Source organism: Rhizobium sp. SL42 (genome assembly GCF_021729845.1).
Lineage (GTDB): Bacteria > Pseudomonadota > Alphaproteobacteria > Rhizobiales > Rhizobiaceae > Allorhizobium.
The window spans coordinates 2,473,964-2,497,689 of sequence record NZ_CP063397.1 but is presented as its reverse complement, the minus strand read 5'-3'; the positions used below and the strand labels follow the sequence as shown (position 1 = coordinate 2,497,689).

Below are 23,726 nucleotides of genomic sequence, written 5' to 3'. Positions count from 1 at the left end.
CAGGGTGCGGTACAGGGGACAAATATATGGCAGTTGCAGCTGCAGACAGGGGCGGAGCTATGCGCTCTGGAACCTCTTTGCTTTACAATCCGGCCTTGCGTCAGTTCGTCTATCAGGCGCTGACAGTGGTCTTCGTGGTCTGGCTGTTCTGGTTTGCCGGGACCAATGCCGCAGACAACCTTGCCCGGGCTAACATGACCGCCGGCTTCGACTTCCTCGGCAGTCGCGCGGGCTTCGACATCGCCCAGACGCCGATCGCCTATACCAGCGATTCCAGCTATATGCGTGCGCTGACCCTTGGTCTGGTCAACACGCTGATCGTCGCGTTCACCGGCATTATCACGGCCACCATCATCGGCCTTTTGGTCGGTATAGGCCGTCTTTCCAACAACTGGCTGATCGCGCGCCTCTCGACCGTCTATGTCGAGGTCTTCCGCAACATCCCGCCGCTGCTGGTCATTTTCTTCTGGTACAAAGGCGTTCTGTCGCTGCTGCCGGACGTCAAGCAGTCGCTGAACCTGCCGCTGTCGGTCTTCGTCAGCAATCGCGGGATCTACATGCCGGCCCCGATATTCGGCGAAGGCATATCGGCTGTCGTGGTCGCCTTCGTCGCGGCCGTCATCGGCGCAATCCTCTACAGTCGCTGGGCCACAAAAATGCAGCTGGCGACGGGCAAGCGCCCGCCGGTGCTTTACATCAACCTGGCGCTGATCATCGGATTGCCGCTTCTCGTCTTCCTGCTGATCGGGGCGCCGGTTACCTTCGACATTCCCGAGCTTGGCAAGTTCAACATGCGCGGCGGGACGGTCATCGGTCCGGAATTCCTGTCGCTCTACATGGCGCTTTCCTTCTACACGGCTGCCTTCATCGCGGAAATCGTCCGCGCCGGCATCCGCGGCGTGCCGAAGGGCCAGTCGGAAGCGGCAAATGCGCTCGGCATCCGTTCGGGGCTTGCAACGCGTCTGGTGATCCTGCCGCAGGCCCTGCGCATCATCATCCCGCCGCTGACGTCGCAGTTCCTCAATTTGACAAAGAACTCGTCGCTTGCGGTAGCGATCGGCTATGCCGACCTGGTCGCGGTCGGCGGGACCATTCTCAACCAGTCCGGTCACTCGATCGAGATCATCGCCATCTGGATGATGATCTATGTCTCGATCAGCCTGATGACATCGCTGTTCATGAACTGGTTCAACGCCAAGATGGCACTGGTGGAGCGCTGAGATGAGCAAAGATATTTCCTATCTCCGCCAGGACTTCCTGCCCGGCCTGCCGGCACCGATGTCCGGGAACTCGGCCAGTGGCTGGATGCGCAAGAATCTGTTCGCCACGCCACTGGACACGGTGATGACCGTCGTCTTCGGCGCGGTGATCATCTGGTTCGTCACCTCTGTCTTCGACTGGCTGTTCATTTCAGCCGTCTGGTCGGGTGACGGCCGCGCAGCCTGCGCAACCCTCGTGCAGGGCGGCACACAGCCCGACGGCTGGAGCGGCGCCTGCTGGGCCTATGTCGGCGACTGGTTCACCCAGTTCATGGTCGGCTCCTATCCGCGCGATCAGTTGTGGCGGCCGATCCTGATTGCCGTGCTGTTCGTTGCAATCTTGATCCCCTTCCTCATCCCGAAGGCACCGCGCAAGGGCCTCAACGCCCTGCTTCTGCTGATCGTCCTGCCGATCGTCGCCTATGTTCTGCTGCTCGGCGGTTCATTCGGCCTGACCCATGTCGAGACATCGCAATGGGGCGGCCTGATGGTGACGCTGATCCTGTCGTTCATCGGCATCGTCGTCTCCCTGCCCTTCGGCATTCTGCTGGCCATGGGCCGGCGGTCGCAAATGCCGATCGTCAAGGCGGCCTCGGTCGGCTTCATCGAACTGGTACGCGGCGTGCCGCTGATTACCGTGCTGTTCATGGCCAGTGTGCTTCTGCCGCTGTTCCTGCCGCCGGGCGACAATATCGACAAGTTCGTGCGTGCGCTGGTCGGTGTTTCGATCTTCGCATCGGCCTATATGGCGGAAGTCATTCGCGGTGGCCTGCAGGCCATTCCGAAGGGACAGTACGAAGGTGCGGATTCGCTTGGCCTGAACTACGGTCAGAAGATGTTCTTCATCATCATGCCGCAAGCGATCAAGCTCGTCGTTCCGGGTATCGTGAACACCTTCATCGGCATGTTCAAGGATACGTCGCTGGTCTCGATCATCAACATGTACGACCTGCTCGGCATCGTGAAGGCAAGCTTCGGTGACGCCCGGTGGATCACACCCGTAACACCGTTGACGGGCCTCATCTTTGCAGGCTTCATCTTCTGGATCTTCTGCTTCGGCATGTCGCGTTATTCCGCCTTCATCGAACGGCATCTCGACACCGGACATAAACGCTAAACAGGAACACTCTCATGGCTGAAGCTCAACTCAAGACCGCCACGGTTTCCGATACCGACGTCGCCGTCGAACTGGTCAACATGAACAAGTGGTATGGCGATTTTCACGTTCTGCGCGATATCAACCTCAAGGTGATGAAGGGCGAACGCATCGTCATCGCCGGCCCGTCGGGCTCTGGCAAGTCGACGATGATCCGTTGCATCAACCGACTGGAGGAACATCAGTCGGGCAATATCATCGTCGACAATATCGAACTGACCAATGACCTGAAGAAGATCGACGAAGTGCGCCGCGAAGTCGGCATGGTATTCCAGCACTTCAATCTCTTCCCGCACCTGACGATCCTGGAAAACTGCACGCTTGCGCCGATCTGGGTGCGCAAGATGCCGAAGAAGGAAGCGGAAGAGGTGGCGATGCACTTCCTGAAGCGCGTGAAGATCCCGGAACAGGCGCACAAGTATCCCGGCCAGCTGTCAGGCGGCCAGCAGCAGCGCGTGGCGATTGCCCGCGCGCTGTGCATGAAGCCGAAGATCATGCTGTTTGACGAACCGACCTCGGCGCTTGATCCGGAAATGGTCAAGGAAGTGCTCGACACCATGGTCGGCCTTGCCGAAGAGGGCATGACCATGCTCTGCGTCACCCACGAAATGGGCTTTGCCCGCCAGGTGGCCAACCGGGTGATCTTCATGGACCAGGGCCAGATCGTCGAACAGAATTCTCCGGCCGAATTCTTCGACAATCCGCAGCACGAGCGCACGAAGCTCTTCCTCAGCCAGATCCTTCACTGATCGGCTGAACCATTCGATCGACAGAAAAGCCCGCTCTGGAGATGATCCGGAGCGGGCTTTTTCATGCAGGCAACAATGTTTTGTTTGTCAGCTTGGGTTCGCCGTTTCCGTTGTCAGGGGCACCAGGACTGCCGGCGCCCCATGCGTGGTTGTGCAAGGCCCTCGGACACGAGAATGGAGCCCAGCGAGCGTCCATTGCGGGTGACCACGCGGCTGACCGGCCCGCGATCCTGCGAGCCTTGCGCCTTCAGGATCTCCAGATCGAACTTGCCGTCGTTGAGCAGATCGCGCAGCCGAACCTTGGCGGCGAAGCCCCGGTCGCGCTCCTGCCGGCAGGCTGCATCCTCTGTGCCAGGCGCAACGATGTCCGAAAGCACGATCTTGGTCTTGCGGTACCAGAAGGTATCGCCACTGGCGATGCAATTATCCAGGCCGGACGTACCGCAATAGTAGAACTTGCCGGTGAAACTCTGGCCGGCAAGGGGCAGGTTGGCGGCAATCTCCGTCGGCTTTGCATCCGGCACCGGCAGCTTGGCGACCTGGCCGACTGCAACCGGTGGCACCGGCGATCCTGAAGACCTGGCGGGCTGCTGATCCCCGCGCGCGACACTGGTGCTCTTCTTCTCCGGCTTTTCCGCTCGTGCATTGCCGGCGCCGGATGCCTGCCGCTCCGAGGGACGATCGACAAGGTAGGGCGAGACTTCTTTCATGATCGTGACGCGATTGTCGTAGGTGGCAATCCCGCCGGCAACCACAGCCAGCAGAACGAGCCACGACGTCAGGCCCTGGCCGGACGAAGCGCGGGTGGATTTGCGGCGCTTGCGCGGCGCGCGGCGATTGGCAGCGGATGTCGACATGGTTAACCTCTCGTGCACGCATTATGGCGGTCAAGGGTTTCCGAAAGGTTGGCGGCGGCGGCAGAAATGCCCCATCCACACTTTTTGCTCAAAACGCTACTGGTCGCAATTTACTGAGTAACTTCAAATATTTGGCGACCCCTGTAGGAATCGAACCTACGACAACCTGCTTAGAAGGCAGGTGCTCTATCCAGCTGAGCTAAGGGGCCGTCAGCCGGCACACAGGCCAGGCAAACCGCTTGCAGCCTTGCCGAACTCAGTGAGTCCAGGGCTGAAGGCGGCTGAAACGGAAATTATCGGTATAGGAAACGACCTGCCGCTTGGCTTCCTTCGGCAGGATCACGCGGTATTCGATGCCTTCGCGCTGCGCATAGGCCTCTGCCTGATCGAGCGTCTCGAAGGTCAGCTTGACCTGCTGGCGGGTGTCTGCGGATGTTGTGTAGCCCATGACCGGATCGATCTTGCGGGGGCTGGCCTGGTCGAATTCAAGCACCCAGAACTGGGTTTTTGCCTTGCCGGACTGCATGGCCGTCTTTGCGGGGCGGTAGATCTTCGCAGACATGGTCGCATCCATCTCCAGGACATATACGGCGAGCCGTCCCGCCGCCTCGATCCAGCCGACCATCGCTGATCGGCCTGTTATTGCTTGGTCGGAGTGGAGAGATTCGAACTCCCGACCCTCTGGTCCCAAACCAGATGCGCTACCAGGCTGCGCTACACTCCGTTCCAGCAATGTTTGCCGGAATACACGGTTCACCTGTAGGCCGCAACAGTAAAAAAGCGGTTTCCCAGCAGGTATTTGCACAAAATGAAAAACCTCAGGGCTGCGACCGCTGCGGAACCGCAAGCGGCAGGCGCATACGGCTGCCGGCGGCGATCCCGAGTTGGCCTGCCCGTCCGCCGCGAATCTCCAGAACATAACGCACCGGCTCACCCGAGCCGACAATGGCCTCGGAAAACGGCGTGGTGCGCTCGGCGACACGCACGATTCGGCCTGTTTCGTTGATGAACAGCATGTCGAGCGACAGCGGCGTGTTGGCCATCCACATCGTCACCATGCGGCTTTCACCGAAATCGAACAGCATCCCGGCGTCCTCCGCCAGATGTTCGCGCTGCATCAGCCCCCTCGCCCTTTGCTCCATGCTGATCGCCCATTCGACGTCGAACTCCCGAACTTCTCCGGTCGTTGTCTCAATGGTCAGCTTGCCGGTATCAAACGTGACTTCGGCAAGGGATGGAAGGACAAGGCCGACCAATAAAAAAAGCGCCAGGACGGCGCTTTTCAATTTCTGCACAGACGCGGCCATCGGATCAATGCGCCATGGTTGCGGGTGACGGATTGTCGGGGTGGATTTCCGCCGCCATCAGACCCTTGTCGCCGGGGCCGAACCGCACCAGAACCGTCTGGCCGGGCCTAAGCTCAGTCAGGCCGAAGCGACGCAGCGTTTCCATGTGGACGAAGATGTCTTCCGTGCCTTCGCCGCGCGTGAGGAAGCCGAAGCCCTTGGTGCGGTTGAACCATTTGACCAGTGCGCGTTCCAGCCCGCTTGTCGCCGTGACCTGCACATGCGTGCGCACTGGCGGCAGCTGCGACGGATGCACCGCCGTCGACTGGTCCATGGAGAGAATGCGGAAGGCCTGGTAACCGCGGTCACGCTTCTGGATGAGCGCGACGATGCGCGTCCCTTCCAGTATGGTCTGATATCCATCCCGGCGAAGGCAGGTCACATGCAAGAGCACATCCTGCATGCCGTTGTCCGGGATGATAAAACCGAACCCCTTGGCAACGTCGAACCATTTCACGACGCCGGTGATCTCAATAAGGTCTACAGCATCGCCAGACAGCTCCTCGAAACCAGCGAGCCCTTTCGATGATATCTTGTCCGCCATTCCCCAAGCCCCTCGAAAACGCGTCACATTGTAGGGTTAACCGATTCTTGCCGACCAGATTAACATTCCGTTAACGGACCAGCGCAAGCCCTAGTTTCATATTTACCCAGAAGCTTTTGCAGACTTAGCCTTGCTCGAACCTGTCCACTGTTCCATATCACGTCAGTTATCAGGGAGAACGCTCATGCGCTATTTGCACACAATGGTCCGGGTCAAAGACCTGGACGCCTCACTCGACTTTTATAGTAACATTTTTGGCCTGAAAGAGATCCGTCGTTACGAAAATGAAAAGGGGCGGTTCACGTTGGTCTTTCTCGTTGCCGACGAAGACGTCGATCAGGCAAAAGCCAATTCCGCACCGTGCCTAGAACTGACCTACAATTGGGACACAGAGGACTATGCCGGCGGTCGCAATTTCGGTCACCTCGCCTATGAGGTCGATGATATTTATGCGATCTGCCAGAAGCTGATGGATGCAGGCGTCACGATCAACCGGCCACCCCGCTGCGGCCACATGGCCTTTGTTCGCTCGCCTGACGGCATCTCCATCGAGATCCTGCAGAAGGGCGAAAGCCTGGCACCGGCCGAACCCTGGCTGTCCATGCCGAACACAGGCGCCTGGTAAGCCCGCCTCGCGCAAGTTTGCACGCTTATCTGGGTTCTCGAGAGAGTGCGCCGTTCGCGGCGCCTCCAGCCCCTTACCGGGACGATCCGACAGGACAGAGGCCAAGATGAGCAAATTCCTTCTTTCCCGCACGGCCCCCTTGACGCCCCGCTTGCGCACTGCCGCGATGCTGTCCGCACTTATGCTGGCCTCCTGCCAGACCAGCGCCGATGAAGTGATGTCTCTGGGTGACGCAGCGCAACTGGCTACCGCAGGCGGCAAGGCCGCCGCCAAGACCGAAGGCTATGTCGACCCGATTGTGGTCGCTGCCGGAAGCGCGGGCACGAAGGCTGCCGCTCCATCCGCCAATGGCGAACTGCCGCTGTATGAACCGTCCCCGGGCGTCACCGCTTCGAAAACCTCAACCATGGCGGCAGCCTATGCCGATATCGCCGAGCCGCCGCCCGAAGTCATGGCGGTTACACAACAGCCGCAAGCGGCGGATCTTGGCCAGGTGATCATGCAGCCAGCCCGTGTCGATGCCGGCAATAACAGCCTGTTCTCCGCTTCTGCCAGCGCTCCGGCCGTCATGCCAACCGATACTGGCGCAACGGCCGGATCTCAGCCGACAGACATTGCCGCGTCTTCCAGCATAGTGCCAAGCGACATGCCGACCATGAAGATCAACGCGATGAGCAAGAGCCTGTTCAGCCCATCGGCACAGCAACAGCAGGGAATCGTCGACATTCCCGCCGATGCGCTGCCGCTGACCGAGGCTGAGGCCACTGCAGGAACCGTTGCGGTCGCGCCCGTCGCCGAGGAAGACGGCCCGCCAGTGCTCAAGCGCCTGTCCGATCCTCGCCCGAAGCGCAAGATGCTCTCCTATGCCCCCGCCTCAGCGACGGCGCCAGCGCCGGCGATCCAAGGCCAGGCCGGCGCATCCACGGCCGGTGTCGATCCCGGCGAGGCCGCAATCCCGGTCGGCGCCGACGCCACCGAAGCCACTCCGGCCGAGCAGCAGAAAAAGAACAAATTCATGTCGTCGCTTCGCCGAATGCTGACCGGCGGAAAAAAGACCGAGGCGCCAAAGCTCTGAGCCATTGAAGGCCATGCCTGCCAGGAAGCGGAAATCGCTTCGGTCAAGACTGCTGAATCATTCAGCTTTCAATGTTTTCCACATGCCGGACATGACTGTCATTTTTTTGAAAAAATCGAAAAATGGCGCTTGCGGCTTTGAATGCCCCTGACTATAAGGGCGCCACGGAGCGCACGCGCCCTTCGTCTATCGGTTAGGACACCAGATTTTCATTCTGGGAAGAGGGGTTCGACTCCCCTAGGGCGTGCCACTCCATATCCTCCTTATTTTGTATTTTCCCGATGAATTCGAACGCACAGGCGCTGCGTGCTTTCTTGCATTTGCGCCATTGACCAGCGATCGAATTTTCTCATGAACAACGTCAAGTTTCCGCTTGCCGGATCAAATCGCCCTGACTATAAGGGCGCCACGAAGCGCAGGCGCCCTTCGTCTATCGGTTAGGACACCAGATTTTCATTCTGGGAAGAGGGGTTCGACTCCCCTAGGGCGTGCCACTTCATCCTCCCCCACAAGCTGTGCATAACCATGGGAAAGCATTCTGCTAAACCATTCACAGTGCATTGTTTTTTCCAGTTTAGCATTTTCCGTGGAGGCTGTGGAAAAAAGCCGCCGTCACGCGAAAAATTGGCTTGCATGAATCACGTTGCACCGTCATAAGGGCGCCACGAAGCGCACGCGCCCTTCGTCTATCGGTTAGGACACCAGATTTTCATTCTGGGAAGAGGGGTTCGACTCCCCTAGGGCGTGCCACTTCACCTTAAGCTACTTTTATCACGTTACGTAAGTTAAAGTGCCTTCGCGGCATCGAGAACGCGCAGTTGAATGCGGCGGTTGCCCTGCCAATGATCGGCGCCCAGCGTCCCGGCCACGTGAACCTGATTGCCGCGATTGTTCATCAGGAAATGGCCGAGTTCGGTTTCCGCCGCGCGGAAGGCGATACCTTCGAGCTTGCTGCCATCCAGCGCCTCCAGCGTGATCTTCACATGGGTGGTGCCGACCGGGCGCACGTCGCGCAGCCGGTGCATCGGCACGGCGAATATCGGCTGCGCATGACCAGAGCCGTAAGGGCCGGCGGCCTCGAGCTGGTCGATCAGCGAAAGCGTTGCACCCGATGCGCCGATGGCGCCGTCTATCTTCAGCGTCTGGTTGGCCGCAAGTGAGGCGACCTGTGTGGATGCCTGCTCATCGAAGAACGCCCTGAGGCGACCGAGATTGCCGCGCTCGACCGTCAAGCCGGCGGCCATCGCGTGGCCTCCCCCCTTGACCAGCAGGCCATTGTCGACGGCGGCCCGCACCATCTTGCCGATATCGAAGCCATTGATCGACCGGCCGGAGCCCGCCCCCTTGCCCGACGGATCGAAGGCAATGGCGAAGGCCGGGCGCTTGAACCGCTCCTTCAGCCGGGCAGCCAGCAATCCGACAATACCCGGATGCCAGTTCTCGCGTGCCGTGACGATTACCCCCGCCGTCTCGCCGGTGCCGTATTCCGCCATGGCTTCCGCTTCGGCCTCGGCCAGCATGACCGCTTCCATGGCCTGACGTTCGCGATTGAGTTCATCCAGATGGGTGGCAATCTTGTCGGCTTCCGCAGGCTCGTCGATGGTCAGCAACCGACTTCCCAGCGCGGCATCGCCGATGCGTCCCCCAGCATTGATTCGCGGCCCGACAAGGAATCCGAAATGATACGGCGTCACCGGGCCACCGATGCCGGCAATGCGCAGCAATGCGGCAAGGCCGGCATTTTGCTGGTGGCGGGCAGCAATCAGGCCTTTGGTGACATAGGCACGGTTCAGGCCCTTCAACGGCACGACATCGCACACCGTTGCCAGCGCGACCAGATCGAGCCAGGCGAGCAGATCAAGCGAGCGGGCATAGGCATGCCCTTGCTCGCGCAAACGCCGCAGGCTGGCCACTAGGACCATGAAGACAACCCCTGCGGCGCAGAGATGCCCCTGCCCCGACAGATCATCCTCGCGATTGGGATTGACCAGAGCATGACAGGTGGGCATCTCATGGCCCATCTGGTGGTGGTCGATGACCACGACATCGATCTTGCGTCGCTCGGCGGCAGCCAGGGCCTCGATGCTGGTGGACCCGCAGTCGACCGTGATGATCAACTGGGCGCCGCGATCGATCAACTGGTCGATGGCGGCAGCGTTAGGCCCGTAGCCCTCGAAAATCCTGTCTGGGATGTAGATCTCCGCATCAATGCCGAAATGATGCAGGAAGCGGAACATCAAGGCTGAGGAAGCCGCGCCATCGACGTCGTAGTCGCCGAAGATGGCGACGCGCTCGCCACGATTGATGGCGGCACAGATGCGCTCGGCAGCAATATCGCAATCGGTCAGCCGCGACGGGTCCGGCATCAGGTTGCGGATGCTGGGATCGAGAAATGCGGGAGCCTCGTCGACGCCAACGCCCCTGCCCGCAAGCACACGTGCAACCAGTTCCGGGATGCCATGGACCTGGCTCATTGCCAGTGCCCTGTTCTGCGCCGCCTGATCGGCACGTGTCATCCAGCGCTGGCCGCTGACGGACTGCTCGACACCAAGAAAAGCACGCTGGACGGGATCTACCGGTTCGGACATGGGACTCGCTTTGAAACGCGGCCGCACGACAACCGGAGGGTCACCGCCATGCCGCGACATTGGGATGGACGCAATGCCGACAAAGAGCCGTCATCAACGTCCTTCCGCTGTTCTAGCGGCCCTGACAAAAATGAACAGAGAAAACCGGGGCTTCAACACCGCCGCTGCGACCTGCACACGGCACTGCCGTCCTGCGATGGTTCACGCCATCAGCCAGGCCACCAAAGCAAATGGCACGGCCATGGCAGACAAGAAGGCCAGGATCATTGCCCAGTCCGACATGCCGTCAGCCGAGGCCTCCCATCCGTCAGCATCTGACGCACAGGTTGTCCGCTGTTGGACATCAGTCTGCTTGTGCTCGAATAATGTGTCGCATCCGGCGAAATCGGCCGGAGAAACCCATGTCTTTCCCACACTCATCGCTGAGGCTCCTCCCCAAGAACCTGACAGATAGCGACAAACTACCGCGCAGGCACAAGCATGGCGAGAGCGGGACAGTGATTTTTTGTAAGCGGCGCGTATTTTTCCGCCAAAAAGCCCAATTACTTCGCAGATGCAGCAGCGAAATCGGGTGAATTCCCCGAAAACGCTGCGCTGCAAAAGACTTAGGACTTCGGCCGCTCGATGCGAATCATCTGCGGCTCGCCGACGAGATAGCCCTCGTGCTTGATCGCATCGACGGCTTTACGCACTGCGATTTCCATCGTGGCATGGGTGACCAGGATAATCGTCTGGGGTTTTCCGGCGATCATCGGCTGCTTGGAATGCTGGACGATGGATTCGAGCGAAATGTTGTTTTCCGCCATCTTGGTCGCGATGCTGGCGAATACGCCGGTGCGATCCTGGACGGTCAGGCGGATGAAGTAGCCACCTTCGTGGCTCTGCATCTCAGCCTGGCGATAAGGCTCGAGCAGATGGGCGGGACGACCGAGCACCGGCACTTCCTGGGCACCCGGACGGCTCTTGGCAATGTCGGTGATATCACCGAGCACGGCCGAGGCGGTCGCATTGCCACCGGCACCGGGGCCAACCATCAAAAGCTCGCCGAGAATATCGGATTCGAGCGCCACCGCATTGGTCACGCCATCGACCTGTGCAATCACCGAATCGAGCGGCACCATGGTCGGGTGCACGCGCTGCTCGATGCCGCTCTCCGTCTTCTGGGCGACACCTAGCAGCTTGATGCGATAGCCGAGATCGGCGGCCGCATGAATATCCTCGATCGAGATATTGGTGATGCCCTCGAGATAGATCTTGTCGGCCGCGATTTCAGAACCGAAGGCGAGCGTGGTCAGGATCGACAGCTTGTGGGCGGTGTCATTGCCCTCGATGTCGAAAGCAGGATCAGCCTCTGCATAACCGAGCCTCTGGGCTTCCTTCAGGCAATCCGCGAAGGAAAGACCTTCCTTCTCCATCTTGGTCAGGATGTAATTGCAGGTGCCATTCATGATCCCGTAGATGCGGGAGAAATTGTTTCCGGTCAGGGATTCACGCAAGGTCTTGATGACCGGGATACCGCCGGCAACAGCCGCCTCATAGTTCAGCAGAAGGCCCTTTTCCTCGGCCAGTCTCGCCAGCTCGACACCGCAACGAGCCAGCAGCGCCTTGTTGGCGGTCACCACATGCAGGCCACGACCAAGTGCCGCACGCACCGAAAGGTCTGCAGCCCCCTCGGAACCGCCGACGAGTTCGACGAAAACGTCGATATCGGCATTCTGGGCCATGTCGACTGGATCGGAGAACCATTGCATGCCGGAAATATCTATGCCGCGATCCTTCGCCTTGTCGCGTGCCGATACCGCCGTGACGATTATCGGACGACCGCAGGCTACGGTCAGCGCGTTCGAGCGCTGCTGGAGGATACGGACGAGCGAGGCACCAACGGTACCAAGACCCGCCACGCCAATTTTAAGGGCATCAGCCATGGATCAGTCCTGACCTAATCAGTTTATGGAAATCGGCGGCCGCGAGCGGGCCGCCCAAAAGCTCAATGCCAGCGATCAACGATGGGCGTTGAGCGAAATGACATTGTGCATCGTCTCGTCGGCGGTCGACAGGAACTTCTTGATGCTGCGGGCCGCCTGACGAATGCGGTGTTCGTTCTCGACCAGCGCGAGGCGCACATATTCGTCGCCCATCTCGCCAAATCCGATGCCAGGCGCCACGGCCACATCGGCCTTTTCGACCAGCAACTTGGAGAATTCCAGCGAACCGAGATGACGGAACTTTTCCGGGATCTTGGCCCAGGCAAACATGGTCGCTGCCGGCGGCGGCACTTCGAAACCGGCCTTGCCGAAGCTTTCGACCATGACGTCACGGCGACGCTTGTAGACGTTGCGCACTTCTGCAATGTCGGAACCATCGCCGTTCAGGGCATGGGTGGCCGCAACCTGGATCGGCGTGAACGCGCCGTAGTCGAGATAGGACTTGACCCGGGTCAACGCGGAAATCAGCCGTTCATTGCCGACGGCAAAGCCCATGCGCCAGCCGGGCATGGAGAATGTCTTTGACATCGAGGTGAACTCGACCGTGCAGTCCATCGCGCCCGGCACTTCGAGTACCGACGGTGGCGGCGGGCCATCGAAATAGATTTCCGAATAGGCCAGATCGGACAGCACGATGATGTCGTGCTTCTTCGCAAACGCGATGACATCCTTGTAGAAGTCAAGCGATGCGATCTTCGCCGTCGGATTCGACGGGTAGTTGAGGATCAGCGCGATCGGCTTTGGAATCGAATGGCGCACGGCGCGCTCGAGCGGCTGAAAGAAGGTTTCGTCCGGCTCGACCGAGATCGAGCGGATAACGCCGCCGGTCATCAGGAAGCCGAAGGCATGGATAGGATACGTTGGGTTCGGGCAAAGGATGACATCGCCGGGCGCGGTAATCGCCTGGGCCATGTTGGCAAAGCCTTCCTTGGAGCCGAGCGTCGCGACAACCTGCGTGTCGGGGTTGAGCTTCACGCCGAAACGGCGCGCATAGTAGGCGGCCTGGGCACGGCGAAGGCCGGGGATGCCCTTGGACGATGAATAGCGATGCGTGCGCGGGTCCTGGACCACTTCGCAGAGCTTGTCGACAATCGCCTGCGGGGTCGGAAGATCGGGGTTGCCCATGCCAAGGTCGATGATGTCGGCGCCACCGGCTCGCGCGCTCGCCTTCAAACGATTGACCTGTTCGAAAACGTAGGGCGGCAAGCGCCGGACTTTGTGAAATTCTTCCATCTTCAACCCCTGAAACCGCGCGGGCCTTGTCCGCGGCAGGCGGGTTCGTTTGTCCCAGTGATCGCCAGCCCCGCAACGAACCGCAAAACCGGCGCTGGACGATAGTATCTCAACAGAAGCGCTGGCAGCAAATTTTGTCGCAAATCCGACCCGCGCGACGAGTCACGCTGAAAAACCTGCCAAAAGCCTCTCGTTGATTTGCGGAAAATCCCGCCGAAAGGCAAGTGCTATTTGGCGATTTGCGCCTGCGTCTCGGGGCCATGCTGGGCCGCAAGCGTACGCAGCTCGGCAAGTTTGCGCTGATATTCGGCTTCGGTGATGCTTCCGGACTGGCGCGCGCTGGACAGCGCAGTGAGCTGCTGCTGAAGTGCCGCGGCTTCCTCATTGTTCATCTGCACATTGGCGGCGTTCAACGATCCGCCGAAATTCGGGAAGCCGTCCTTCGATGTCGGACGCGGTGCCGCCTGTTCGGGCGCATCCACATCATCAACGGTCACCTGCAGTGCCGAGGGCGTCGGCGTGACCGTTGGCGTTTCCGCGGATGACTGGCAGCCGCTTGCGGCGAGCATGCCGATGATGGCGGCCAGGTGTGCCGGCCGGGTGAGGCTTTTAAGGCTAAAGGTCGTCTGTGCCATGGTCTCAACAATCCGCATGCCTGCTGGAAATCCAGCAAATTCAAAGGGTGCATTTTCCCGCTACCTGCGAAAGACTATGCGCCAATCGCTGGAACTTGTAGTCATTTTCATGCAGGATGCGCAAATACAAAAGACGCCAGATACAATCCTGGGGAGGATGCCTTGGACAACAAACGGGAAGAGACGGCACAGTCCGGTCCGGCATTCGATGCAAAGCTGATCGAGCCCTATATCGTCAAGGACCCGCAGGCATTGGCCATCAATGCGGCAAAGGCGCTCGAAAACCTCGGAAAAGCCGCATCCAGCTGGCTTGCGCCGCGCGAACGGGGCGAGATTGTCGATCCGGTCTCCGAGCCGATGTCCGAGCTCATCAAGACGATGTCCAAGCTGGCCGAATACTGGATGTCGGACCCGAAGCGGACGATGGAAGCGCAGACCCACCTGCTGAACGCGGTCTTCGGCATCTGGGCGCGCTCGCTGACCCGTCTTTCCGCGCCGCCGGACACGCCGGTTGACGATCCGCTGCCGAAGGACAAGCGATTCGCCGACGAAGACTGGCAGCGCAATCCGTTCTTCGATTTCCTGCGCCAGACCTACCTCGTCCTGTCCGATTGGGCCGACAAGATGGTCAATGACGCCGAGGGGCTCGACGAGCATACGCGCCACAAGGCGGCGTTTTATGTTCGCCAGATCACGGCAGCGCTTTCGCCGGCAAATTTCGTCGCCACCAATCCACAGCTCTACCGGGAAACGGTCGCCACCAGCGGTGCCAATCTGGTCAAGGGCATGCAGATGCTGGCCGAAGATATCGCCGCCGGCAAAGGCGAATTGCGAATTCGCCAGACGGACACCAGCAAATTCGCTGTCGGTGAAAACATGGCCATCACGCCGGGCAAGGTGATTGCGCAGAGCGATATCTGCGAAGTCATCCAGTATGCGCCGGCGACAGATACCGTGTTGAAGCGACCGCTCTTGATCTGCCCGCCATGGATCAACAAGTTCTACATACTCGACCTCAATCCGCAGAAAAGCTTCATCAAGTGGTGCGTCGAGCAGGGACACACCGTCTTCGTCATCTCCTGGGTCAATCCCGACGAGCGCCATGCGAACAAGGACTGGGAGGCCTATATCCGCGAGGGTATCGACTTTGCGCTCGACACGATCGAGAAGGCGACCGGCGAGAAAAAGGTCAACGCCATCGGCTATTGCGTCGGCGGCACGCTGCTTGCCGCGGCGCTGGCCCTGCATGCGCAGGAAAAGGATAGCCGGATCGCCAGCGCCACCTTGTTCACGACGCAGGTGGATTTCACCTATGCCGGCGACCTCAAGGTCTTCGTCGATGAGGAGCAACTGCAGGGGGTGGAGGACCGGATGCGGGAAACCGGCTACCTCGATGGTTCGAAAATGGCGACTGCGTTCAGCATGTTGCGCGCCTCCGAACTGATCTGGCCCTATTTCGTCAACAACTATCTGAAGGGCCAGGATCCGATGCCCTTCGACCTGCTCTACTGGAATTCCGATTCGACCCGGATGGCAGCGGCCAACCATTCCTTCTACCTGCGCAACTGCTATCTCAACAACACGCTGAGCCAGGGCAAGATGCAGCTCGCCGGCAAGACGCTTTCACTGAAGAAGGTGAAGATCCCGATCTACAATCTCGCCACGCGCGAAGACCACATCGCACCGGCAAAATCGGTCTACATCGGCAGTGCGCTGTTTGGCGGGCCTGTCGAATTTGTCGTCACCGGCTCAGGTCATATCGCCGGCGTGGTCAATCCACCCGACAAGAAGAAATATCAGTACTGGACGCATGGAAAGGCCGACGGCAGCTATGAGGAATGGCTTGCCAGTGCGGAGGAGACTGCAGGTTCCTGGTGGCCACATTGGCAGGCCTGGATCGAGACGCTCGACCACAAGCAGGTTCCGGCCCGCAAACCGGGTGGCGACGCGCTGAACGCGATCGCCGATGCGCCAGGCAGAAACGTGCTGGAACGCGTATGACAGACCACAGTACGCGCAGAACCTGCCGTTGATCTTCAATCCTCCATTGATCCCTGCCCGGTTGATCCGCCGCTACAAGCGCTTCCTCTTTGATGCCTTGCTCGACAGCGGCGAGGAGATCACCGGATTTTGCCCGAATACCGGTTCAATGCGCGGATTGACGGACCCCGGCTCACAGATCTGGCTCTCGGTCCACGACGCGCCGAAGCGCAAATATCGCCATGCGATGGAACTGGTGGAAGCAGACGGAACGATGGTCGGCGTCAATACCGCGCTGCCCAACCGTCTGGCGGAAGAGGCAATCCTTGCGGGCCTCGTGCCTTCCCTTGACGGCTTCGAAACACTCAAGCGCGAGCAGCGCTATGGTCGCAATTCCCGCGTCGATATTCTGCTGGAGGATCGGGCAAAGGGCCGCGTGCATGTCGAAGTGAAGAACGTGCATTTCATCCGCGAGGAGGGTCTCGCCGAATTTCCCGACAGTATCACGACGCGCGGCGCCAAACACCTCGACGAACTGGGGGACGTGGTGGAGGCTGGCGGACGAGCTGCCATGCTGTTCCTGATCCAGCGAACCGATTGCAGCCGCTTCCGCATCTGCGCCGATCTCGACCCGGGGTATGGCCGCACATTTCAGCGGGCCACCGCCCGCGGCGTGGAGGCCTATGCGGTCGCCTGCGACATCACACCCGGCAAAATCGCCCCAGTGCGGATGATCCCGATAGACTTGTCGGGTCGTGCTGCTTTATGAACGGGAAAAGACTGTCATTCACAGGGATCCGGAAGCGGCTCAATGGTAACCTATATCGACGCGGCATCGGCACCGCTCAAGAATACCGGTGCAATCCGCCTCTACAGCGCGGAAGACTTCGACGGCATGCGCCGCGCCAGCCAGTTGACCGCACGCTGCCTTGATGCACTCGTGCCGATGATCAAGCCGGGTGTGACGACCAATGCGATCGATCGCTTCGTCTTCGAATTCGGGATGGACAATGGCGCCCTGCCCGCGACGCTGAACTACCGCGGCTACAAATATTCCGTCTGCACCTCGATCAACCATGTCGTCTGTCACGGCATGCCGGACGACAAGCCGCTGCGCGAAGGTGACATCGTCAACATCGACGTCACCTATATCCTTGACGGCTGGCACGGCGATTCCAGCCGGATGTACCCCGTCGGCCAGATCAAGCGAGCGGCTGAACGGCTGATGGAAGTGACCTATGAATGCCTGATGCGCGGCATTGCCGCCGTGCGTCCGGGTGCGCGCACTGGTGCGATCGGCGAAGCGATCCAGACCTATGCGGAATCCGAACGCTGTACGGTGGTGCGCGATTTCTGCGGACATGGCGTCGGCAAACTGTTCCACGACAGCCCGAACATCCTGCACTACGGCCGCGCCGACGAAGGTCCGGAATTGCGCGAAGGCATGATCTTCACCATCGAGCCGATGATCAATCTCGGCAAGCCGCATGTGAAGGTATTGTCGGACGGCTGGACGGCCGTGACGCGGGACCGCTCGCTGACCGCGCAGTACGAACATGCCGTCGGCGTGACGGCAACCGGCTGCGAAATCTTCACGCTTTCACCGGCCGGCCTCGATCGGCCGGGATTGGCGTAGTCCCAAGCCTCACGACTGCAACCAAACGACGCAGATCCCTGCTGCAACATCTTGCGCGTTACAGCAGGGATGTCACTATGGCCTTGCGAAGGCGGACATAGGCCGGACGTGCGCCCTCGCCGCGTGACTATGATGGTCCATGCAAGGGTTTGACGATGGCGAAGCTTCCCCGTTCCGAGAACGGCACCCTGTTCGATGACGCGATCATCGAGATCAATACGGAGGCCGACGCTTCCGAAAGCCATGACGAACGACACTTCTTTGCCGAGCAAAGCCCGCGCGGCGACCGGCTGAAGCCGTCCCGGACCGACGAGGGCAGCCTGCCGGATGCCGGTGCCCATTACCACGGACACCGGGACAGGTTGCGCGCGCGTTTTCGCGAGGGCGGCGAAGGCGCCCTCGCCGACTACGAGATCCTCGAACTCATGCTGTTCAGGCTGATCCCGCGCCGCGACACCAAACCGATCGCCAAGGCACTGCTGGCTCGCTTCGGCACGCTGGCCGGTGTATTCGGCGCGCCACCCGCCCTGCTGCAGGAGGTCAAGGGCGTGGGCGAAACTGTGGCGCAGGATCTCAAGCTGATCGCCAATATCGGCCAGCGCATCCTTAAAAGCGAGCTACGCGGCAAACAGGTCCTGTCGTCGTGGTCGGCCGTCATCGACTATTGCCACGCGGCCATGGCCTATGAAACCACCGAGCAGTTCCGTATCCTCTTCCTCGACAAGCGCAATGTGCTGATCGCCGACGAGATCCAGGGACGTGGCACCGTCGACCACACACCGGTCTATCCGCGCGAGGTGGTCAAACGCGCGCTTGAGCTTTCGGCAACAGCGATTATCCTGGTTCACAACCATCCCACTTACCTTGGTGCAGTCACGCTCGATCACGCTCAAGCATATTGAAACATCATAGTTTTTATCTCTTGTGTATGATCGGTGGCCTTGGCAAACTGGGTGCGGTTTTAGGGGTAGCGGGCATCTTTTAGATCCCAGTCACTGCTCCCTATTTCCTGCACTGGTCCCAGTTGCCGACAGGGGAGAATGCCATGCCCAGCTTGACCGATACCGTCATTCGACAAGCGCTGAAGCGAGTGGCGAGCAACCAGAAGCAAGAGAACCTGGCCGATGGCGAAGGCCGCGGGACTGGCCGCCTTTTACTGGTGCTCAAACCGATGCCAAAACGGGTGACAGCCGACTGGATGGCGCAGCAGTGGCGTGACGGTAAACGGACCAAGAAGAAGCTGGGAGCCTACCCGTCGATGTCCCTCGCCCAGGCGCGTGAGATCTTCAAGCGCGACTTCGCTGACGTCATCCAGAAGGGCCGCAGCATCAAGATCGCGACCGATACCCGTCCCGGCACTGTCGCCGATCTGTTCGAGGGCTATGTCGCCGCCCTGAAGGCAGCCAGCAAGCCATCCTGGAAGGAAACAGAGAAGGGCCTCAACAAGATCGCCGATACGCTTGGGCGCAGCCGTCAGGCTCGCGAGATCGAGTCGGAGGAGATCATCGAACTGATTCGGCCGATCTACGAACGAGGCGCCCGGGCGATGGCCGACCATGTGCGATCGTATATCCATGCAGCGTATAGCTGGGGGATGAAGTCCGACAACGATTATCGCAGCCACTCCCCTCGCCGCTTCCGTATTCCTTTCAATCCCGCCACGGGCATTCCGACAGAACCGAAAGTCCAGGGCACCCGCTGGCTGAGCGAAGAGGAATTCGTGCAGCTCTACACTTGGCTCGAATGCCCAGACGTGCCCGTTCACCCCTCCTACCCTCGCGCGGTGCAGCTCATCATGCTGACTGGCCAGCGGGTCGAGGAAATCGCCCGGCTTCATGTTGACCAGTGGGATGCCAAGGAACGCATCATCGACTGGTCAACGACAAAAAACCTGCAGCCTCATGCTGTCCCGGTGCCGGCACTCGCCGCTGAACTCATCGAGTCGATCACGCCGAACATATACGGCTGGTACTTTCCATCTGCAAAGGATCCATCAATCCCAGTCAGCCACGCAACGCTCTACAGCTTCGTCTGGCGCCAGCGGGACCGCGGGGTAATCCCGTACGCTACGAACCGGGATCTGCGTCGAACGTTCAAGACACTCGCTGGCAAAGCCGGCGTCACCAAAGAGATCCGCGATCGGCTTCAGAACCACGCCTTGCATGACGTCAGCTCTAAGAACTACGACCGCTGGAACTACATGCCGGAGAAGCGCGCGGGCATGAAGAAGTGGGACAAGTTCGTGCGGGAGATTCTGGCCAAAAAGAGCCTGAAATCGGCAGCGTGAAGCAAATCATTTTCTTTATGCTTGTCGAGAGTTCTGGATGGGATAGTTTTGGACGGAATTGGTTATGACCGCGTGACTACCACGTTTGAAATATCACCATCAATGAACGCGACAGGAGGTCGTGCCGCATTCGGTGCATCTACAGCTTATGGACTGACAACATGTGGTGGCGACAATCACGTCGCGTTTGTGATGCAATCACCGAACGACCGCCGGATCTGATTCAGGACCACGAACCCGGTTCAGTGATGCCGCAGCCCCAAAGGCGCATGGAAAAGGCGCTTAGATAACGCTGCGCTGTCGGGACGCACTATTGCACCTCATATGACCATCGGTCGCGACGATCTCTCCAAGTCTCAGACCTTTACGGTTGCCGCAATTGAGGGCGGAGTGTCGCAACTCGTCGCACCGAGGGAAATCATTGCCGCCTTCCAAGCCATGATCCGCAAGACATCTCTCGCTGATCTGGGGCTATGGTTGGAACGCGCCCGATCAAGCCTGCTTGCCTGCTTCGCCAATGGTGTCGCTAGAGACCTGGCAGCCGTCAGCGCCGCGATCAGTTCGCGGTGGTCAAATGTTCAGACAGAGGGGCAGATTTCCAAACTCAAGCTCTTAAAGCACCAAATGTACGGCCGAGGAAGGATCGAGCTTCTTGGCGCCCGCGTCATCGACGAAGAATAGGCCCCCGACCAACAAAATCGCGTCAGAGCCAATACTCCACGCCGAAACACAGTTAACCCACTCCTCACTCCTCACTCATCGCCCGCGCCAGCTGGTCAGCCATCGGCTTTGTCAAGTATGATACGGCAGTCCGCTCTCCCGTTTTAATGAACGCCTCGACCGGCATTCCAGGCAACAGGGTCAGAGGTCCAAGTTTCGTGAGCACCTCCGCCGTGATAGGAATGCGAACCGAATACCATGCCTCGCCCGTTTGCGGATTGGTTGCTAGATCTGGAGCTATTGTTTCCACCTTTGCGAGGATTTCCGGGGTTGTGCGCTGGCTAAAAGCAGAGAAGCGCAGAATTACATCTTGTCCCGTGTGCATCTGGTCAATGTCGGACGGCTGGATGCGTGCCTCCACGACGAGGCTATCGTTGACCGGAACGATCTGCATTACCGTTTCACCCGGCGCGATTACGCCACCGATCGTGTGCACCACAAGTTCATGCACGATCCCCGCCTGCGGTGAGCGGATCTCCACGCGTCTCAGCTCGTCCTCTGCCGCGATCTGTTGTTCCTCGATTTCCGCCAGCTTGTTGTCGACATCCCTAAGCTCGGTGACGATCTCAGTCCGTCGATCCTGGTCTAGCTGGAGGATCTGCAGTTCCGTCTCCGTCACGCGTGTGCCGGCACGGGCGATCTCGGCGATGAGCTGGCCCCTCTCTCCGTCGAGCTGTGCCTTCAGCCGCTCCAGTTCGGCGAGCCGGTTGAACTGAATGAGCTGTTGGCCGCTTAAGCTCCTCACCCGTGTCAGTTCCTGCTCGACCCAGGACAGTTCCAGCTCCTTCGCCTTTCGCCGCAAGGTTAGACCATCCGCTTCCTGCCCAATCTGGTCAATCCGCTGCCGCAGCTGGCTCCGCTGACTCCGAAGCGTTTCCCGTCGCGCCGCAAACAGCGCCTCCTCGGCCCGAAGATAGCTCCGCCCATCCACGGTCTTGCTGCCGCTGGCCACCTCGGAAGTTGCCATAGCGGCAAGCGCGTCACGCTCCGCCACAAGTCGCAGCCTCCGCGCAGTCAACTGATCGATCTGTTTGGTGATGATCGCGAAGTTGGCGCGCGTAATCGTGTCATCTATCCGGATCAGCAGCTCACCGACCTGGACGCGCACTCCGTTGCGCACGAGGATCTCGCCGACGATCCCGCCGGCGCGGTGCTGGATCTGCTTGACATTGCCATCTACCACCACAACGCCTCGGCCGATAACGGCGCCTGAGAGCTTCGCCGTTGCGGCCCAGCCACCAAAGCCGATCACCAGAACCAGCATGGTGCAGAAAGCCAGGAGCGAATAGTTTCGGATGGATCGTGCAATTGGCGTCATGCTCGGCTTGCCCGTCATTTCTCGGCCACCGCCCGCATGGTCGTCTTACGCAGCACTTCGTCGCGCGGTCCAAAGGTGACCATCGCGCCCTGCGCTACTACCAGAACCTGATCGACCGCCGCCAGCGCACTCGGCCGGTGCGCGATCACGATGACGATCGAGCCCGCTTCTCGGAGAGCCAACATGGCATTTGTCAGCGCTGTCTCGCCCTCCGCATCAAGACTGGCATTTGGCTCGTCGAATACAAGCAGGAACGGACTGCCGAACAGCGCGCGCGCAAGCCCGATCCGTTGCCGTTGGCCGGCCGAGAGGATTGCACCGCTTGCGCCGATCCGTGCGTCGTAACCCTCCGGCATCGACAGGACAAGGTCATGCACGCCCGCGAGCCTTGCCGCCTCAATGATCTGGTCTGGGTGTGCGTCCGTGGAAAAGCGGCAGATGTTTTCGGCAATGGTCCCGTCGAACAGTTCGACGCCCTGGGGCAAATAGCCGATCGAAGGCCCAAGCGCCTCCGGATCCCACTGGTCAAGCTCCGCACCATCAAGCCGCACGCTGCCCCTCGCCGGCGGCCAGATGCCGACCAGCGCCCGAGCGAGCGAAGATTTGCCAGAACCACTCGGCCCGATGATGCCGACACCCTGCCCCGCACTGACGCTGAAGCTGATGTCGCGGATAACGGGCGTGTTGGCGCCAGGCGCCACGACAGTCAGGGCCGCAACAGTGAATGATGCCCTCGGTCTTGGTAGCGCCATGCGCGGGACATCTTCGCGGAACTGCTCCAGAAGCTTGTACAGTCGATCCCGCGCCTGCCTTGCATTGACGAAGCCCCGCCACTGGCCGGTCACTTGCTCGATGGGCGCAAAGGCTCGCGCGGTCAGGATTGAGGCTGCGATCATGGCGCCAGGAGAGGCCATCTGGTTGATCGCGAGCCAGGCACCGAGGGCAAGCACCGCGGACTGAAGCGCCAACCGGAAGATCTTCGACGTAGTGGAAAAGCTGCTGGTCGCATCGCCCGTGCGCTGCTGTTGCATCAGATACTCCGCATTCGCCTTTCGCCAGCGGGCGGTATAGGCGCCGCGCATACCCATGGACTGCAAGGCCTCGGCATTGCGCCGCCCAGCCTCGAGAAACTCTGCCCGGGCCGCTGAAAACTGCGCAATGCGCCGCATTGGATCACGCAAGAGAAACTCGCTGGTGATCGTGAGCACAATCAGGACCGCCGCGCCGGCAATCGCGAGCCAGCCCAGAAGCGGATGGAAGAGGAAGAGGATGCCGACATAAAGCGGCAGCCAGGGTATGTCGCAGATGGCAATAGGACCCGGCCCGCCCATGAACTGCCGGATCTGTTCAAGATCCCGGATCGGCTGCGAGACGGCCTCCTTGCGCGACATCCTGAGCGGCAGAACCATCACGGAGCGGAAGGTCGCGTCGCCGAGATCCTCCTCGATCCGCTGCCCGACGCGCGTCAGGATCCGGGATCGCAGAAGTTCAAGAATGCCGAGGACAGGTAAAGCCCCACCGCCAGCAGTGAAAGCGCCACCAGAGTTGGCACGCTCCGGCTCGTCAGCACCCGGTCATAGACCTGCATCATGAACAAGGGTCCGGTCAGCATCAGCACATTTGTTACAGCGCTCACCGCCGCGACCGTAAGCAACGTCGACTGCACTTGCTTGAGAGCAGCGGCGACCAACGGCCGCCGCTGTAAGATGTTGGAATTGCTGCTCGTCATTCAG

Annotated in this window: 21 protein-coding genes, 5 tRNA genes and 1 pseudogene; 14 read left to right on the top strand and 13 right to left on the bottom strand. The window is 60.1% G+C overall.

Features of this window, described 5'->3' with window-relative positions:
• Positions 1-26 precede the first annotated feature (26 nt).
• Genes IM739_RS11820 through IM739_RS11810 form a run of 3 tightly spaced genes read left to right on the top strand, consistent with a single transcriptional unit; the run spans position 27 to position 3,164 of the window.
• Positions 27-1,220: an amino acid ABC transporter permease gene (locus tag IM739_RS11820; protein WP_237367940.1), complete on the top strand. Its 1,194-nt coding sequence runs from the start codon at positions 27-29 to the stop codon at positions 1,218-1,220.
• Between the two features lies 1 nt (position 1,221).
• Positions 1,222-2,376 carry an amino acid ABC transporter permease gene (locus IM739_RS11815; protein WP_442981041.1) on the top strand — a complete coding sequence of 385 codons (1,155 nt, stop codon included), beginning with the start codon at positions 1,222-1,224 and terminating at the stop codon, positions 2,374-2,376.
• A gap of 14 nt (positions 2,377-2,390) precedes the next feature.
• Positions 2,391-3,164 carry an amino acid ABC transporter ATP-binding protein gene (locus IM739_RS11810; RefSeq protein ID WP_237367939.1) on the top strand — a complete coding sequence of 258 codons (774 nt, stop codon included), beginning with the start codon at positions 2,391-2,393 and terminating at the stop codon, positions 3,162-3,164.
• A gap of 113 nt (positions 3,165-3,277) precedes the next feature.
• Here IM739_RS11810 and IM739_RS11805 read toward each other — a convergent pair whose 3' ends face one another.
• From IM739_RS11805 to IM739_RS11780, 6 genes are all read right to left on the bottom strand, one after another.
• Complete coding sequence (locus IM739_RS11805; RefSeq protein WP_237367938.1) at positions 3,278-4,021, bottom strand: nuclease; 744 nt, start codon at positions 4,019-4,021, stop codon at positions 3,278-3,280.
• Between the two features lie 132 nt (positions 4,022-4,153).
• Positions 4,154-4,230 (bottom strand) — tRNA-Arg (locus tag IM739_RS11800).
• Positions 4,231-4,277: 47 nt separating this feature from the next.
• Positions 4,278-4,583, bottom strand: a complete 306-nt coding sequence (locus tag IM739_RS11795) for an ETC complex I subunit (RefSeq protein ID WP_237367937.1) — start codon at positions 4,581-4,583, stop codon at positions 4,278-4,280.
• A gap of 85 nt (positions 4,584-4,668) precedes the next feature.
• Positions 4,669-4,745: transfer RNA gene (locus IM739_RS11790), tRNA-Pro, on the bottom strand.
• 94 nt (positions 4,746-4,839) lie between these two features.
• Positions 4,840-5,328, bottom strand: coding sequence for a DUF192 domain-containing protein (locus tag IM739_RS11785; RefSeq protein ID WP_237367936.1), 489 nt, complete (start codon positions 5,326-5,328; stop codon positions 4,840-4,842).
• Between the two features lie 4 nt (positions 5,329-5,332).
• On the bottom strand, positions 5,333-5,911 hold the full coding sequence (locus IM739_RS11780) for a cold-shock protein (protein ID WP_007606977.1): 579 nt from the start codon (positions 5,909-5,911) through the stop codon (positions 5,333-5,335).
• 184 nt (positions 5,912-6,095) lie between these two features.
• Here IM739_RS11780 and gloA point away from each other — a divergent pair, with 184 nt between their 5' ends.
• The 5 genes from gloA to IM739_RS11755 all read left to right on the top strand — a co-directional run bounded on the left by gloA (position 6,096) and on the right by IM739_RS11755 (position 8,361).
• Positions 6,096-6,536: a lactoylglutathione lyase gene (gene gloA, locus IM739_RS11775; RefSeq protein ID WP_237367935.1), complete on the top strand. Its 441-nt coding sequence runs from the start codon at positions 6,096-6,098 to the stop codon at positions 6,534-6,536.
• A 106-nt stretch (positions 6,537-6,642) separates the two neighbouring features.
• Positions 6,643-7,611 (top strand): hypothetical protein, encoded by a 969-nt coding sequence (locus tag IM739_RS11770; protein ID WP_237367934.1) that lies wholly within the window; start codon positions 6,643-6,645, stop codon positions 7,609-7,611.
• Positions 7,612-7,786: 175 nt separating this feature from the next.
• Positions 7,787-7,861: transfer RNA gene (locus IM739_RS11765), tRNA-Glu, on the top strand.
• Between the two features lie 169 nt (positions 7,862-8,030).
• Positions 8,031-8,105, top strand: a tRNA-Glu gene (locus IM739_RS11760).
• Positions 8,106-8,286: 181 nt separating this feature from the next.
• Positions 8,287-8,361, top strand: a tRNA-Glu gene (locus IM739_RS11755).
• 35 nt (positions 8,362-8,396) lie between these two features.
• Here IM739_RS11755 and recJ read toward each other — a convergent pair.
• The 4 genes from recJ to IM739_RS11735 form a co-directional block, all read right to left on the bottom strand.
• Positions 8,397-10,199, bottom strand: coding sequence for a single-stranded-DNA-specific exonuclease RecJ (gene recJ / locus IM739_RS11750; protein WP_237367933.1), 1,803 nt, complete (start codon positions 10,197-10,199; stop codon positions 8,397-8,399).
• Between the two features lie 605 nt (positions 10,200-10,804).
• Complete coding sequence (locus IM739_RS11745; protein WP_237367932.1) at positions 10,805-12,124, bottom strand: homoserine dehydrogenase; 1,320 nt, start codon at positions 12,122-12,124, stop codon at positions 10,805-10,807.
• Between the two features lie 75 nt (positions 12,125-12,199).
• Positions 12,200-13,417: an LL-diaminopimelate aminotransferase gene (locus tag IM739_RS11740; RefSeq protein ID WP_237367931.1), complete on the bottom strand. Its 1,218-nt coding sequence runs from the start codon at positions 13,415-13,417 to the stop codon at positions 12,200-12,202.
• A 227-nt stretch (positions 13,418-13,644) separates the two neighbouring features.
• Complete coding sequence (locus IM739_RS11735; RefSeq protein WP_237367930.1) at positions 13,645-14,052, bottom strand: SHOCT domain-containing protein; 408 nt, start codon at positions 14,050-14,052, stop codon at positions 13,645-13,647.
• Positions 14,053-14,214: 162 nt separating this feature from the next.
• Between IM739_RS11735 and IM739_RS11730 the strand changes: the two genes are divergently transcribed.
• The 6 genes and pseudogenes from IM739_RS11730 (at position 14,215) to IM739_RS11705 (ending at position 20,636) form a co-directional block, all read left to right on the top strand.
• On the top strand, positions 14,215-16,053 hold the full coding sequence (locus IM739_RS11730; RefSeq protein ID WP_237367929.1) for a PHA/PHB synthase family protein: 1,839 nt from the start codon (positions 14,215-14,217) through the stop codon (positions 16,051-16,053).
• Between the two features lie 28 nt (positions 16,054-16,081).
• Positions 16,082-16,801 (top strand): DNA/RNA nuclease SfsA, encoded by a 720-nt coding sequence (gene sfsA, locus IM739_RS11725; protein ID WP_237367928.1) that lies wholly within the window; start codon positions 16,082-16,084, stop codon positions 16,799-16,801.
• 42 nt (positions 16,802-16,843) lie between these two features.
• Positions 16,844-17,668 (top strand): type I methionyl aminopeptidase, encoded by an 825-nt coding sequence (gene map / locus IM739_RS11720; protein ID WP_237367927.1) that lies wholly within the window; start codon positions 16,844-16,846, stop codon positions 17,666-17,668.
• A gap of 155 nt (positions 17,669-17,823) precedes the next feature.
• A pseudogene (locus tag IM739_RS11715) lies at positions 17,824-18,528 on the top strand (JAB domain-containing protein); the annotation flags it as partial.
• Positions 18,529-18,713: 185 nt separating this feature from the next.
• A complete protein-coding gene (locus tag IM739_RS11710; RefSeq protein ID WP_237367926.1) occupies positions 18,714-19,955 on the top strand; it encodes a tyrosine-type recombinase/integrase in 1,242 nt (413 codons plus the stop codon).
• 324 nt (positions 19,956-20,279) lie between these two features.
• The gene (locus tag IM739_RS11705) at positions 20,280-20,636 is read left to right on the top strand and encodes a hypothetical protein (protein ID WP_237367925.1); all 357 of its coding nucleotides are present in this window, start codon (positions 20,280-20,282) and stop codon (positions 20,634-20,636) included.
• A 64-nt stretch (positions 20,637-20,700) separates the two neighbouring features.
• On the opposite strand, the gene IM739_RS11700 is transcribed toward IM739_RS11705, so the two are convergent.
• The 3 genes from IM739_RS11700 to IM739_RS11690 are packed head-to-tail and all read right to left on the bottom strand — an operon-like array spanning position 20,701 to position 23,722.
• On the bottom strand, positions 20,701-21,993 hold the full coding sequence (locus tag IM739_RS11700; protein ID WP_272911307.1) for an HlyD family type I secretion periplasmic adaptor subunit: 1,293 nt from the start codon (positions 21,991-21,993) through the stop codon (positions 20,701-20,703).
• 14 nt (positions 21,994-22,007) lie between these two features.
• Entirely contained in the window at positions 22,008-23,441 is a 1,434-nt protein-coding gene (locus IM739_RS11695; protein WP_237371048.1) for a type I secretion system permease/ATPase, read from the bottom strand.
• A 17-nt stretch (positions 23,442-23,458) separates the two neighbouring features.
• Entirely contained in the window at positions 23,459-23,722 is a 264-nt protein-coding gene (locus IM739_RS11690; protein ID WP_237367923.1) for a hypothetical protein, read from the bottom strand.
• Between the last annotated feature and the right edge of the window lie 4 nt (positions 23,723-23,726).